Source organism: Campylobacter sp. B0100352/1 (assembly GCF_020135855.1).
Lineage (GTDB): Bacteria > Campylobacterota > Campylobacteria > Campylobacterales > Campylobacteraceae > Campylobacter_D > Campylobacter_D taeniopygiae.
Window position 1 is genome coordinate 63,577 of record NZ_JACHTP010000001.1, and the last position, 13,706, is coordinate 77,282.

13 protein-coding genes are annotated in these 13,706 nt (G+C 29.6%); 4 read left to right on the top strand and 9 right to left on the bottom strand.

Features of this window, described 5'->3' with window-relative positions:
* Window positions 1-3 precede the first annotated feature (3 nt).
* From H2279_RS00340 to H2279_RS00350, 3 genes are all read right to left on the bottom strand, one after another.
* Window positions 4-363 carry a hypothetical protein gene (locus H2279_RS00340; protein ID WP_137623283.1) on the bottom strand — a complete coding sequence of 120 codons (360 nt, stop codon included), beginning with the start codon at window positions 361-363 and terminating at the stop codon, window positions 4-6.
* The gene (gene ndk, locus H2279_RS00345) at window positions 364-777 is read right to left on the bottom strand and encodes a nucleoside-diphosphate kinase (RefSeq protein WP_137623282.1); all 414 of its coding nucleotides are present in this window, start codon (window positions 775-777) and stop codon (window positions 364-366) included.
* Window positions 778-909: 132 nt separating this feature from the next.
* The gene (locus H2279_RS00350) at window positions 910-1,194 is read right to left on the bottom strand and encodes a DUF362 domain-containing protein (protein WP_137623281.1); all 285 of its coding nucleotides are present in this window, start codon (window positions 1,192-1,194) and stop codon (window positions 910-912) included.
* Between the two features lie 246 nt (window positions 1,195-1,440).
* Between H2279_RS00350 and H2279_RS00355 the strand changes: the two genes are divergently transcribed.
* Both H2279_RS00355 and flhB read left to right on the top strand, forming a co-directional pair.
* A complete protein-coding gene (locus H2279_RS00355) occupies window positions 1,441-2,037 on the top strand; it encodes a peroxiredoxin (RefSeq protein ID WP_137623280.1) in 597 nt (198 codons plus the stop codon).
* Window positions 2,038-2,144: 107 nt separating this feature from the next.
* Window positions 2,145-3,236, top strand: a complete 1,092-nt coding sequence (gene flhB / locus H2279_RS00360; protein WP_137623279.1) for a flagellar biosynthesis protein FlhB — start codon at window positions 2,145-2,147, stop codon at window positions 3,234-3,236.
* 11 nt (window positions 3,237-3,247) lie between these two features.
* Here the strand turns inward: flhB and motB are convergent, their stop codons facing one another.
* The 4 genes from motB to H2279_RS00380 form a co-directional block, all read right to left on the bottom strand.
* Window positions 3,248-3,979, bottom strand: coding sequence for a flagellar motor protein MotB (gene motB / locus H2279_RS00365; RefSeq protein WP_137623278.1), 732 nt, complete (start codon window positions 3,977-3,979; stop codon window positions 3,248-3,250).
* A gap of 2 nt (window positions 3,980-3,981) precedes the next feature.
* Window positions 3,982-4,758, bottom strand: a complete 777-nt coding sequence (gene motA, locus H2279_RS00370; RefSeq protein ID WP_137623277.1) for a flagellar motor stator protein MotA — start codon at window positions 4,756-4,758, stop codon at window positions 3,982-3,984.
* 9 nt (window positions 4,759-4,767) lie between these two features.
* Entirely contained in the window at window positions 4,768-7,410 is a 2,643-nt protein-coding gene (gene polA, locus H2279_RS00375) for a DNA polymerase I (RefSeq protein WP_337195220.1), read from the bottom strand.
* Window positions 7,411-7,480: 70 nt separating this feature from the next.
* On the bottom strand, window positions 7,481-7,924 hold the full coding sequence (locus H2279_RS00380; RefSeq protein WP_337195221.1) for a YqaA family protein: 444 nt from the start codon (window positions 7,922-7,924) through the stop codon (window positions 7,481-7,483).
* A gap of 151 nt (window positions 7,925-8,075) precedes the next feature.
* Here H2279_RS00380 and H2279_RS00385 point away from each other — a divergent pair, with 151 nt between their 5' ends.
* Window positions 8,076-8,243 (top strand): hypothetical protein, encoded by a 168-nt coding sequence (locus H2279_RS00385; RefSeq protein ID WP_171000065.1) that lies wholly within the window; start codon window positions 8,076-8,078, stop codon window positions 8,241-8,243.
* 11 nt (window positions 8,244-8,254) lie between these two features.
* Window positions 8,255-9,850, top strand: coding sequence for a disulfide bond formation protein B (locus H2279_RS00390; RefSeq protein ID WP_337195222.1), 1,596 nt, complete (start codon window positions 8,255-8,257; stop codon window positions 9,848-9,850).
* A gap of 78 nt (window positions 9,851-9,928) precedes the next feature.
* Here H2279_RS00390 and uvrA read toward each other — a convergent pair whose 3' ends face one another.
* Both uvrA and H2279_RS00400 read right to left on the bottom strand, forming a co-directional pair.
* A complete protein-coding gene (gene uvrA / locus H2279_RS00395) occupies window positions 9,929-12,751 on the bottom strand; it encodes an excinuclease ABC subunit UvrA (protein ID WP_337195223.1) in 2,823 nt (940 codons plus the stop codon).
* 52 nt (window positions 12,752-12,803) lie between these two features.
* Window positions 12,804-13,589 carry a sulfite exporter TauE/SafE family protein gene (locus H2279_RS00400; protein WP_137623272.1) on the bottom strand — a complete coding sequence of 262 codons (786 nt, stop codon included), beginning with the start codon at window positions 13,587-13,589 and terminating at the stop codon, window positions 12,804-12,806.
* Between the last annotated feature and the right edge of the window lie 117 nt (window positions 13,590-13,706).

The window sequence follows — 13,706 nt, forward strand, 5'->3', positions numbered from 1 at the left end:
TAATTAATTTTTATTTTTACAGTGATTACAATAAAAATAATCACTCAAATAAGCTTCAAGTTCGCTAATTGCAACTTCTATAAGATCTATTTGTCCATCGAAAAATTCTATGGTATTGCTTAATTCGTTATTTTCATCTTTAAAAATACCATCGCTTGCAAAAAGCTCTAGATTTTCATGAACACAAAGTTCCAATTCTTCACCACAGCTATCACAAGGTCTATAAACAAAACCTTGCATTATTGCATTTATTTTAACAAGTTTTGTATTTATTTTTGCTAAATTTCCTTCAAAAATTATATTTTCAAGATTAAGTTTAAAAGGATAGTTTGTGTTATTAATCTTTGAAAAACTAATTTTCATTTAGCAAATTTCATTTGATTTAAAGAAAAACTCAATTTCGTTTTTTGCGTTTTCTAAACTATCACTTCCATGAACAGCATTTGCATCGATACTTTCTGCAAAATCTGCTCTAATAGTGCCGGATTTAGCTTCTTTTGGATCGGTTGCTCCCATTAGTTCTCTGTTTTTTAAGACAGCATTTTCGCCTTCTAGTATAGAAATAACAACAGGACCACTGATCATAAAATTTACTAAATCTTTAAAAAAAGGTCTTTCTTTATGAATAGCATAAAAATTCTCTGCTTGTTCGCTTGTAAGTTGAATTTTTTTTAATGCAATTATTTTAAGTCCATTGCTTTCAAAACGATCTAAAATTTTACCTATGAGATTTTTTCGAACAGCATCTGGTTTGATAATTGATAAAGTTTTTTCCATGATAAACTTACTCCTAAAATAATACAAAAATAATAAATTTGTTTTTTGTTATGTTAAGCAAAGTTGGAATTATACTAGATTTTTTTTAAAAAAAATTAAAGAAAAGCTAGTAGAAACTAGCTTTTGGATGGATTAAGCAAAAACTGGAGTATCTCCATTTCTCATATCTGCACCGATATTATCGCGGCTTGGTTGCCCTGAAGCAACTTCGCTCCATACTATACATCCATCAGTTGGACAAGCGCTTGCACAGGCTGGTTGATCATTATGACCTACACACTCAACGCATTTATCTGCATAAACATAATAACTATCTTGACCTTCTGGATTGCTAGCATCATCAACAATAGCACTAACTGGACACTCATCGATACAAGAACCACAAGCAATACAAATATCTGTAATTTTTACAGCCATCTTTTTTCCTTTTAATTTGAGATTTTACGAAAAAATTGTATCATACTATTCTTAAAAAAACTAAAATTTTGATAATCAAAAAAACTAAAATTTTGATAATAATATTTTAATATTTTATAAAGATTATGTTTTGTAAAAATTCCAAAGAATTTAATAAAATACATTAATTATCTTATTTTAAAATTTTTTAAAGATTTAAATGATATAATTTTGTTACTAATAAAATTTATTATTTAGGAGAAAAATATGATCGTTACAAAAAAAGCTTTAGATTTTACTGCACCTGCAGTACTAGGAAATAATGAAATAGTTCAAGATTTTAATCTTTATAAAAATATAGGACCAAAAGGTGCTGTGGTATTTTTTTATCCAAAAGATTTTACTTTTGTATGTCCTTCAGAAATTATCGCTTTTGATAAGAGATATCAAGAATTTAAAGATCGTGGCATCGAAGTAATCGGAATTTCAGGAGATAATGAATTTTCACATTTTGCTTGGAAAAATACTCCAGTTAATCAAGGTGGTATTGGTCAGGTTAAATTTCCACTTGTGGCTGATTTAACAAAACAAATTGCTAGAAATTTTGATGTTCTTTATGCTGAAGCGGTGGCACTTAGAGGTTCTTTTTTATTAGATGCTGATGGAACAGTTCGTCATGCAGTTATTAACGATTTACCATTAGGTAGAAATATCGATGAAATGATTAGAATGGTAGATACTATGCTTTTCACAAATGAACACGGTGAAGTTTGCCCTGCAGGTTGGAATAAAGGTGATGAGGGTATGAAAGCTGATCCTAAAGGTGTTGCTGAATATCTTAATAAAAACGAAAGCAAATTATAATTAAAATGCCTCTTTAAAGAGGCATTCCTCTTTAAAACTTCTTAAATTTATTGAATTTCATCCTTTTTCATTATATAATTTTCTTATCATTTTAATCAGGATTGTTAATGCCAGGCGAAGATCAAGAAAAAACCGAAGAACCCACGTCCAAAAAAATAGAAGATGCCCGCAATGAAGGTAATGTTCCAAAATCTCAAGATGCTGCAGCTATAGTAACTTTAATAATAGGCTTAGCTGTTACTTTATTTACTATGGGTTTTATAGGCCAAAGAATTACAAATTTATATAGATATTATCAAAGTTTTATTGGTGCGGAATTGGATTTGCGTATAGTTCAAGGTATTATGATTAAAAGTATTTTGGAGGTTTTAATCATGCTTGCACCTATAGTTTTAAGTATTATGGTGGCTGGGGTTTTGGGAAATATTATGCAGTTTGGTTTTATTTTTACTACTAAACCCATTATGCCAAATTTAGGAAAAATCAATCCTTTAAAAGGAATTAAAAATTTAATTTCTTTAAAAAAGATATTAGATACTTTTAAAATTCTTCTAAAAGTAGGAGTGGTTTTTAGTATAGCTTTTGTTGTTCTTTTGAAATTTATGAATGAATTGCCCCTTCTTGAGCGTTATAATTTAGTTGAACAACTTAATTGGCTTAGAGATAAAGTAATTATTTTAGCTTCTATTGTGATCATTGCTTTTTTAGTGATCGCTGTTTTAGATGTTTTTTTAGTGAGATTTCAATATTTTAAAAGTTTGCGGATGAGCAAACAAGAGATAAAAGATGAATATAAACAAATGGAAGGAGATCCACAAGTTAAAGGTAGAATCAGACGTTTGCAAATGGAAGCTGCAAGGCGTCGTATGGTGCAAGATGTTGCTGGAGCTGATGTGGTGATCACAAACCCTACGCATTATGCAGTTGCTATACGTTATGATACTACAAAAGAGCAAGCACCTCGTGTAGTTGCCAAAGGAGTTGATTTTCTTGCTTTGCGTATTAAGCAAGTTGCCTACGATAATAATGTAGTGGTTTATGAAAACCCTCCTTTAGCAAGAGAGCTTTATAAGGTTTGTGATGTTGATGATTTGATTCCTAGAGAATTATTTAAAGCGGTTGCTGAGGTATTAGGCTTTGTTTATAATACTAATAATAAGGGGCGTTTAGCAGGGCAAGTAAAGAAAAATAATAGTTAAAAGAGTAAATTTTATTTACTCTTTTCTATAAGATCTAATACAGATTGTTTAGCGTCTTTATCTTGTGTATCAACTTTAAAATAAATTTCTGCCCGATTGTTTTCTAAAGCTTGAGGATTTCCATTTAGAGGATCATTGAGTCCATAGCTTTTTAGAGTGATATTTTTAGTATTAATTCCACCTTTCATAAGGTATTTTAAAACGCTTTGAGCTCTTGCGTATCCTAACTCATAACTTCTAAGAGAAGATTCACTGTTATCCGTATAACCTCTAATTTCAATTTTTACTTGAGGCGGTAGATATGAAATGAGTTGAGCTATGCGTTTTAGATAATCTTGAATATCAGCAGATTCTATTTCAGAGCTGTTTTTTTCAAATTCAACTTTAGAAGGAAGATTGAGTATTTCTTGATTGTCTGATTGATCAAGTGCAGCTTGAAGTTTTTTAATGATTTCTTGCTGATTAAGAGTCATTTTTTTTAATTTATTTAATTCATCATCTTTTTCTTCTTGAGAACCTTTAAATTTATGGGTATCTTGATTTTGTTGTTGCACTGTTTGAGTCGCGGTATAATCAAAAATTTTAACAAATTCGGTTTTTAAAGCTTCTACTTTAGCTGGATTAGACTTTGAAATAGCCCAAAGAGCAATAAAAAGTGCCAAAAGTAAAGATAAAAAGTCTGCATAAGGAACAGCCCATTTTTCACCAGCTGGGCACTCTGGACATTTTACTTTTTTAGCCATTTTTAACCTTTATCAAATTGTGAAATTCTTACATCATCATGGCTTAAGAAATTAAAGAGTTTAGCTTCTAAATCTCTAGGGTTTGCTCCTTCTGCTATTCCTTTGACGGCTTCTGTAATTACAATTTGTTCTTTAACAAACTCCATACCATTGGCTTTTAATTTTCTACCCCATGGAGTATATAAAGCGTATGCTCCAAAGATTCCCGTAACCGTAGCTGTAAATGCACCTGAAATACCTGCCGCCATTGCTTGAGGGTTATCCAAAAGTTTAAGGGCTAAAATCAAACCGAAAACCGCTCCAACTAGTCCCATAGTCGGACAAGTTTCTCCAAAGACTATCCAATATTCGGCACATTCTTTATAATGCTCCTCTAATTGTTCGGTTTGAATTTCCATACTTTCATGAATTTCTTCAAAACTTTTACCATCAACAAGCATCATCATGGCATTTTTTAAAAATTCATTTTCAATTTCATTAGTTCTTGATTCAAGAGCTAAAAGTCCATCTCTACGTGCTATAACTGCAAATTCAATCAATTGAGCTATTCTTTCTGGTAAATTAACTCCTGAACCCTTGAAAACAATTTTTAATTCTTTATAAGCTGCCTTAACAATCTTTTTATGAGTTGAGGTCATTGCACAAAAAGCGGCAGTTGGCATAACGATAAGAAAAGAAGAAAGGTGAATAACATGTAAAGGATTTCCCCCTTCTAATATATCCCCTACAGAAATACTAGTTACCGCAAGAACCATCCCTAGTATGGTTGAAAGATCCATTATTTCTCCTTATTTGCTTAAATCGCCCCATTTTTTGGCGATGCTAGAACTTGTTTGCAATTTTACTTTTAATTTTACTATATTTTCCATAATATCACTAGCTTTTTTAACAAAATTTACACATAAATCATCTCTAACTTCAAAAATCAATTCATCATGAATTTGCAAAATGAGTTTTTTATTTTCATCTAAATCTTTTGAAATTTCTATCATGGCTAATTTTATGATATCTGCAGCCGATCCTTGTAGGATGGAATTAATACTTTCTCTTTCATACATAGCCAGTTGCATAGGTTTTGCATTTTCAAAATCAAAATAACGTTTGCGCCCTAGCAAGGTTGAAATAAAACCATTTTGTTTTGCTTCTTTTTTGACTTTTTCAAAATAATTTTTAATACTAGTGAAATTTTCAAAATATTTTTCTATATAAGATTTTGCAAGATTGGTTTCAATTTTTAAATTTTTGCTTAAAGTTTTATAGCCCATTCCATAAATAAGGCCAAAATTAATGCTTTTTGCTACACTTCTTGTTTGATAGTTGTTTTCACCAAAAATCATTAAAGCTGTTTTAGCATGAATGTCTTCATTATTTTCAAAAGCATTTAAGAGTTTTTCATCTTCGCTAAAATGCGCGAGCATTCTAAGCTCTATTTGAGAATAATCAAGACTAATAAAACTAAAACCATCCTGTGAAATAAAACATGATTTATAATCTTTGGCATATTGTCCATGAGCTGGGATATTTTGCAAATTTGGATCTTTTGAAGAAAGACGCCCTGTGGCGGTTCCAGTTTGTAAAAAACTTGAATAAATACGTGAATTTTTATCTTTTAAAGCTAGTTTTATTAAAGGTTCGCAATAGGTAGAATAAAGCTTTGCAAGCTCTCTATAATCTAGAATTTTAGCTACAACTGGATGTTGATCAATGATTTCATTTAAAACTTTTTCATCTGTAGAATAACCTGTTTTAGTTTTTTTGCCGCTAGGAAGTTTTAATTTTTCAAAGAGTATATCACCCACTTGTTTTGGTGAATTAAGATTGAATTTATCTTGACATAGTGTGTAAATCTCTTCGCTTAAATTTTTGATTTCACCTTCAAATTTTTTCATTAAACTTTCAAGTGCTTGTGTATCAAGTTTAATTCCATTTTCTTCCATCATCATAATGATTTTTATAAAATTAAATTCATGATTTTTAGCAATTTCTAATAAATTAGAATCAAGATTTTTTAAAAAATAAAGATAAAATTTTAAGGTAATGTAAGCATCTTCAGCTGCGTATTGACAAGCTTTTTCAAGTTCTACATTTGCAAAATTTTCACCTTTTTTTACGAGATTTTCAAAATGTAAGGTTTCATGATTAAAAAGTCTAAGGGCTAAATCATCCATATTAACTTTTAAAGATGGATTAAAAAGCCAAGCTAAAATCATAGTATCTGCGTAATTTTTTGGGGGATTTAAAGCAAAATTGTTTTGAATGATTTGAAAATCGTATTTTAGATTGTGTCCTATTATGAAATGTTTAAAAATTAGTTCTATTGCTTTTTTGGCACTTGAAAGTGAAATTTGTTCTTTTACTCCTAAATAGCTATGTGTTAAAGGCACATAAAAAGCTTCATTTTCGCTAATGCAAAAGCTAAATCCTACAATTTTAGCTTCTTTAGTATCAAGTCCTGTAGTTTCTGTATCAAAGGCAACAATGCTTTCTTGATCAAGGGAATTTAAAATTTCAAAAAGTTTATCTTCATCTAAAATTAAATTAGCTTTAAAATCTAATTTTTTATCGTAGCTTTCGGAATTGTTATGTAATTTTTTTAGCAAGGAATTAAGCTCATAATGCTTTAGAATTTCAAGCACATTTAAAAGAGGCTCACCTTTAGGAAATACAGCTTTTTCGAGTAAATTTTCAAATTTTAAATCTTCATATAAGGAAGTGAGTTTTTTACTCAAAAAAGCATTCTCTTTTCCTTCTAAAAGCAAAGAACGAGTTCTTTCATTGCGGATTAATGTTAGATTTTCATATATATTTTCAATATTTTCAAATTCATCAAGTAGTTTTTTAGCTCCTTTAGCTCCTATACCTTTAACTCCTGGAATATTATCTGAAGTATCGCCACAAAGTGCTAAAAAATCTCTAATTTGACAAGGTTTAACACCATATTTTTCCAAACAAGCTTCTTCGTTGTATTCATTTTTTGAAATAGGACTATAAATGCTTGTTTTTTCATTTTTTATAAGTTGATAAAGATCCTTATCTTGAGTGATAATACGGATAAAAACATCTTCATTTTTAAAAGTTTTCACTACAGAAGCGATGATATCATCAGCTTCATATCCTTCGCAAGAAATATTCATAAACCCCATTTTTTCTATCATGTCAATACAGATTGGAATTTGTTCTAATAATTCAGGAGGCGGAGGAGTTCTATTTTGTTTATAATTTGGATCGATATCACTTCTAAAAGTTTTTCCTTTAGAATCTAGCGCAAAGATAATATAATCGCTTTGATATTCATTTTTTAAACTATAAATGAAATTAGCAAAGCCACTAATCATTCCACTAGCTTGTCCTTGGGAATTTTTAAAACCTTTTAAAGCATAAAAAAGTCTGAAAAAAAAGCCAAAAGTATCTATAATTGTTAAAGTTTTCAAAATCTTTCTCTTAATTTTTGGATTAAAATTTTTTATATTATGTCAATTTTTATATTAAAAACTTATGATTTTAAAAATAACTTGATAAAAAAATGATAAAAAAATAACGGCTAAATTTTCCAAGCAAAATAAAAAAGGTACTTTTTAAGAAAGGATATTTAGCAAAACCTAGTCCAAGTGCAAAAATATCACCAACCAAAGGTAAAAAAGTAAAAAAAGCAAAAAAGGCACCAAATTTAAAAAAATTTGTATTCCATTTTTCAAGTTTTTTTAAAGATTTTTTAAAATATTTTTCCAAAATATTTTTTTTACCCAAAAAAGCTAAGCCATAGGTGCTTAAACTTCCTAAAGTATTGCCTAAGGTAGCTATTATCAGCACAAGTGTTGGGTTGAAATTGAGTTTTATAAAACCTAAAACAAAAGCTTCGCTTGCTAAAGGCAAAAGAGTGCTTGAGAGAAAGCATACTAAAAAAAGCCCTAAATAGCTTATATCACTATATAAAAAATCAAACATTTTAATCCGCCAAATAAAATAATATTATATTTTAAATTGTTTAAAATGTCTATATTTTTATAAAATATTAATTTTATATTAAAAAATTATAATTTTTATTTAATTTTTATTTTTATATAATTTATAATCTTCAAAATCAAGGAGTCAGTTTATGGAATTTACTATACTTGTTTTATTAGCAATTTCTATATTGCTTATATTGATAAAGCCAGAAAGAGAAAGATTGATTTTTGGAATTTTTCTTATAGGTGCATGTTTAAATTATTTTATGTATTTAATAGCTAGTTTTGATTCTGTTATTCCAAGTGGTAATTGGTAAGGAGTGAAACAATGAATGCTTATTTAAATAAAAATGATCAGTATTTTTATCTGTTTATGACAACTGCGGTATTGCTTATACTCGCTGTGCCTGTTGGATTTGCTAACATATATTTAGGATATTTTCACAATGAATCACCTTGCACTCTTTGTTGGTTTGAACGCATAGGAATGGTGATTATAGGTGTTTTAGGAATGTTTATTTTACGTTATGGACCACAGGTAAAATATATTGTTTGTGTTTTTTTATTTGCATCTTATGGAATTTATATGGGAATTCGTCATACTGCTAGTTGGTGGCAAAGAGATATAGGTATAGGACTTGGAGATAAGCTTGTAGGAGCTCATACTTATATTTGGGCTGTTGTAGTTTATTGGTGTGTTGTAGTAGTAATGAGTTTAGCTCTTCTTTTTATACGTAAAAAAAGTTCCATGATGCGAGATTTAGTGAGTGAAAAAATGGAACCAAAGCCTTTAAGTTTATATTCAAAAATTGTATTTACGCTTTCTTTTATAGTGGTTTGCTCAAATGCTTTTCAAGCCTTAATTGTTAATGGAATTCCTCCATTTACTGGAAAATCTAATCCTGATCGTTTGACTTTTGATATGTCGATTATGACAAAAACTTGGACAACTGAAGTTTGGAGTAGATTAGCTAAATTTAATCTTTTAGGTAAAAATGTTCCAGAAAGTGTATTTATCAAAGATTTAAATGAACCAAAAAATTTAACTTTTGAAAGAGATAGCTCTAAAGGTGCCTTTGAAATCAATAAGAGCATTGTATCTCTTAATCACAGTTATGAAATTACTATTCCAGAATTAAATCAATTTAAATCAATTAATGCTATAGCTTATAATAAAAATAGTGACGAGTTTGCTTTAATAACCAATGAAATGGCTGTGGTTTATACTAAAGATTTTAACAGATCAAATGGCTTTGTTTTATTTGATAAAACCAATGGTAATGATATGAAGTATATAGTTGGCGCTACTTTTGTTGGCGATAAATTGATTATAGGGGCTTTTAATAAAACTTTTAGTGGAACTCAAAAAGTTTCTAAAGAAGTGAAAATTGATCCTATGCTTGAATGGCAAGCATTTAAACAAACTAGTGGATCTATTATGCCAGCATTTTTTTCTCATAAGGAAGGGTGGTATGAGCCTTCAAGAAAATATATTTTAACCATAAGATCTAAGCAAAATTATGTTCATTCTTATACCAGTGATGGTAATTTTTTATATCTTATTACGGTTCCAAATCAATTTAGTCCTAAACTTATATTATCTTATGCAAGTACAAAAGATTATCTTTTAAGCGGAGAATCTGTTTTAAGTGTGGATAAAAATTTAAAGCTTAAAAAAGATAGAAATATTAATGATTATTATATTGTTGCAACCGATATAGTTGGAGATAAAATGTTAGCTTTAAGTTTGCGTTATAGCACTATGCTTGTGATTGATTATAAGAATGCTAAAATTATAGATGCATATACAATAAATGGGCTTGAAAATCCAAAATCTATGGCCATAAAAAATGATATCATTTATATTTTAGATCGTACAAATAATCATAAAGATATTATTAAAACCTATAAAAATCCTTTATAGGTTTTAATTTGTTGTTAAATTTTAATGGCAAGATAATCAGTAATTTAAAAAATACTATTTTTTGCACTTGTGTCATTTTTAATTTTTTATATTTTTAAGTTCTAAATCTAGATAATATCCGGTATAAGACCCTGTTTTTTTATGATCTTTAGCTACTTTTTCTACACTTCCTGTACTGATTATTTTTCCGCCTTTTATCCCGCCTTCTGGACCCATATCGATAATATAATCAGCATTTTTAATGACATCTAAATTATGTTCTATAACAAAAACAGAATTTTTAAGATCAACTAAATGTTGCAATACAGAAATAAGTTTATTAACATCCTCAAAATGAAGTCCAGTAGTAGGCTCATCAAGGATATAAAGTGTTTTTCCAGTATCACTTCTACTTAATTCTTTGGCTAGTTTAATTCTTTGAGCTTCTCCACCACTTAAAGTTGTAGCATTTTGTCCTAAAGTAAGATAATCAAGTCCCACTTTAACCAAAGTTTCTAATTTTTGGCGAATTTTTGGCACTGAAGTAAAAAATTCATTTGCCTCTAAAACGCTCATATTTAATACTTCGCTTATATTTTTGCCTTTATATTTGATTTCTAAAGTAGCATCATTATAACGTTTGCCATGGCAAGTATCGCAAACCACCATAACATCAGGTAAGAAATGCATTTCTATTTTAATTTCTCCATCGCCGCTACATTTTTCACAACGTCCCCCTTTGACATTAAAAGAGAAACGTCCCGTTTTATAGCCTCGCATTTTTGCTTCTTTAGTAGCTGCAAAAAGATTTCTTATTTCATCCATAGCACCAGTATAGGTAGCAGGATTGGAACGTGGAGTTCTTCCTATAGGACTTTGATCAAGATAAATAACCTTATCTAATTTATCAAGTCCTTCAATTTCTACACCACCAAGTTTTTTAACTTTTTTGGCACGATTTAATTCTTCTTGAGCAAAAGGTAAAAGGGTTTGAAGTATAAGAGAACTTTTTCCTGATCCTGAAACGCCGGTAATGGCAACTAAATTTTGCAAAGGAAATTTAACGTTTAGATTTTTGATATTGTTAATATTAACATTTTTAAGCTCTAGCCATTCTTCTTGTTTTCTATTGTGAAGTTGTGAAATTTGTTTTTTGCCATTCATATAAAGCGCAGTTTCACTTTTGCTTTTCAAAAGCTCTTTATAAGTTCCACAAAATACAACTTCTCCTCCAAATTTTCCTGCCTTTGGACCAATATCGACTATAAAATCTGCTTCTTCTATAGTCATTTTATCATGTTCTACAACGATTAAGGTATTGCCTTTTTGTTGCAAATTTCTTAAAGTTTTAATGAGTTTTGCTGTATCTCTTTCATGAAGTCCAATGCTAGGTTCATCTAAGACATACATAACCCCGCTTAATCCACTTCCAATTTGAGAAGCAATGCGAATTCTTTGTGCCTCCCCTCCGCTAATAGTTCTTGCATCGCGCCCCAAAGAAAGATAACCAAGACCTACATCATATAAAAAGAAAAGTCTTTCATTGATTTCTTTTAAAATAGGTTTAGCAATAAGCTTTTGCTGTTTGCTTAAATAGGAGAATTTTTTTTCATTGGAAAAAAAAGTCGTGCTATCCTCTATGCTCATATCTAAAATTTCACCCAAATCTTTTTTGGCAACACGCACAGCTAAACTTTCAGGTTTTAAACGGTGTCCTTGACAATCTTTGCAGATTTTTTCACTCATATATTCACCCAAGTCTTTTTCATCTTTTAGCATTTCATAAGCCATTTTAACAACGCCTTCAAAAGTTCTTTTTAAGCGATTTCTTTTCCAAAAAAACTCTATAGTTTTTGCATTGCCGTATAATACAAGACGTTTTTCTTCTTCACTAAGCTCTAAAAAAGGTTTTTTGATAGAAATTTCATTTTGTTCGCAAAAAGCGATTAAAAATTTATAATAATAACTTTTGTTAAAGCCATACATGATTTTTACAGCACCATTTTCTATGCTTAAACTTTCATCGATGATTTTTTTCATATCCAAGGTATAACGAATGCCTAGGCCATCGCAAGATTGACAAGCACCTTTTGGAGAATTAAATGAAAAGCTTAAAGGCTCCAGAGGAACAAAAGAAATTTTACAATTAAAACAAGCTGAATGCTCACTATAGTGATAGTGTTTATTGATGCCTACTTCTTCGTGATTTAAAACTTCGATTTCAATCTCTCCAAAACTTTCTTCCAAACCTTTTTCAATATCGCTTGCAAGTCTTGAAAGTAAATCTTCACTAATTTCAAGGCGATCAATGACTAATTTTATCGTGTGTTTTTTTGTTTTTGCGAGTTCTATTTCTTCATCAAGTCTAACTAAAACTCCATCAATTTGTGCTCTAACGTAGCCTTTATTGCGTAAATTTTCAAGCAAATCAGTATAAGTGCCCTTTTTTTCTCTTATTAAAGGTGCATAAATAATAATCTTTGCTCCTTTAGGAAATTTTAAAATTTCATTGACTATATCATTAGCACTCATGGATGAAATTTCTTGACCGCATTGATGGCAATGTTGAATGCCTATCCTTGCGTATAAAAGTCTTAGATAATCATAAATTTCAGTGATAGTCCCGACAGTAGAACGAGGATTTTTAGATGTAGTTTTTTGATCGATGGCAATGGCTGGAGTTAAGCCTTCTATTTTATCTACATCGGGTTTGCCTACTTTATCTAAAAATTGCCTTGCATAAGCACTTAAACTTTCTATGTAGCGGCGTTGTCCTTCAGCATAGAGTGTCCCAAAAGCAAGTGTTGATTTTCCACTACCGCTAAGCCCTGTAAAAACTATAAGTTTATTTTTTGGAATTTCAAGATCAATATTTTTTAAATTATTCTCTTTAGCACCGATAATTTTAATTTTATCATTCATCATTTTTCCTAAAAATTTATATTAAATAAATTAAAATTTTAACACAATTTTACTAAAAGCTTATGATTGCAAGTTTTTTAAGTAAAGAATGAGTTGTCCCAAGTATGGATAAGGCATAAATGCAAAGTAAAATTTTTCTATGAGAAGAAATTTGCATTTTTTCAATGATTTTTATACCAATGAAAACTCCTATCATAGAGGCAATGCCTACAATAATACCTTTATGAATTACTACATGATCAATAACTCCTGAAGTTGATAAAGACAAAATCCCAGAAATAGAAGCAAAAATAACAAAAAATAAAGATAAAGAAACTACTTTTTTGCTATCATATCCTAAAAAATAAGCCAGAATTGGAGCGATCAAAAGTCCTCCGCCTATACCCAAAGAAATCGCAAAAATTCCAGTAAAAGAGCCAGCTATAAATAAAATAATATTTTTTTGCAAAGCACTTCTTTCACTTTTAACGGCATTTTCTTTAAAGCCAAAAGCATATTTTATAAAAAAAACACAGCTGACGCATAAAAAGATTGTTGTTAGGCTAATATCATTTAAAAATTTTAAAAGCAATCCGCTAAAGCTTGCGCCTAAAAGTCCGCCAAGTCCTATAACGATACCATCTTTAATATTTAAATTTTTCTTTCTGTAATTAATATAAGATCCAAAAATTGCAGCAAAAATCATTTGTAAGATTGAAATTCCAATCGCATGATGGGAACTCTCGTTTAAAACGAGCATCGCAGGAACGATAACCATACCTCCACCTATACCAAAAAGACCTGAAGTTATACCTGAAAATATGCCTATTAATAAATAAGGTAGATCTGAAAAATCCATAATTTTTCCTAGTAATTGTTATTTTTAAGTTAAATATTTTATCTTATTAAGCTAAGTATTATCTTATGTTTAATATTAAAAGGTATTTTGGCATTTATAATTTTCGCATTATTTATT

Bases quoted from the DNA above. Each gene is read 5' to 3' on its own strand.
- H2279_RS00340 (WP_137623283.1), bottom strand. From the start codon at position 363: ATGAAAATTAGTTTTTCAAAGATTAATAACACAAACTATCCTTTTAAA.
- motB (WP_137623278.1), bottom strand. From the start codon at position 3,979: ATGGCTAAAAAAGTAAAATGTCCAGAGTGCCCAGCTGGTGAAAAATGG.
- H2279_RS00390 (WP_337195222.1), top strand. From the start codon at position 8,255: ATGAATGCTTATTTAAATAAAAATGATCAGTATTTTTATCTGTTTATG.
- H2279_RS00380 (WP_337195221.1), bottom strand. From the start codon at position 7,924: ATGTTTGATTTTTTATATAGTGATATAAGCTATTTAGGGCTTTTTTTA.
- motA (WP_137623277.1), bottom strand. From the start codon at position 4,758: ATGGATCTTTCAACCATACTAGGGATGGTTCTTGCGGTAACTAGTATT.
- uvrA (WP_337195223.1), bottom strand. From the start codon at position 12,751: ATGAATGATAAAATTAAAATTATCGGTGCTAAAGAGAATAATTTAAAA.
- ndk (WP_137623282.1), bottom strand. From the start codon at position 777: ATGGAAAAAACTTTATCAATTATCAAACCAGATGCTGTTCGAAAAAAT.
- H2279_RS00400 (WP_137623272.1), bottom strand. From the start codon at position 13,589: ATGGATTTTTCAGATCTACCTTATTTATTAATAGGCATATTTTCAGGT.
- H2279_RS00355 (WP_137623280.1), top strand. From the start codon at position 1,441: ATGATCGTTACAAAAAAAGCTTTAGATTTTACTGCACCTGCAGTACTA.
- H2279_RS00385 (WP_171000065.1), top strand. From the start codon at position 8,076: ATGGAATTTACTATACTTGTTTTATTAGCAATTTCTATATTGCTTATA.
- H2279_RS00350 (WP_137623281.1), bottom strand. From the start codon at position 1,194: ATGGCTGTAAAAATTACAGATATTTGTATTGCTTGTGGTTCTTGTATC.
- flhB (WP_137623279.1), top strand. From the start codon at position 2,145: ATGCCAGGCGAAGATCAAGAAAAAACCGAAGAACCCACGTCCAAAAAA.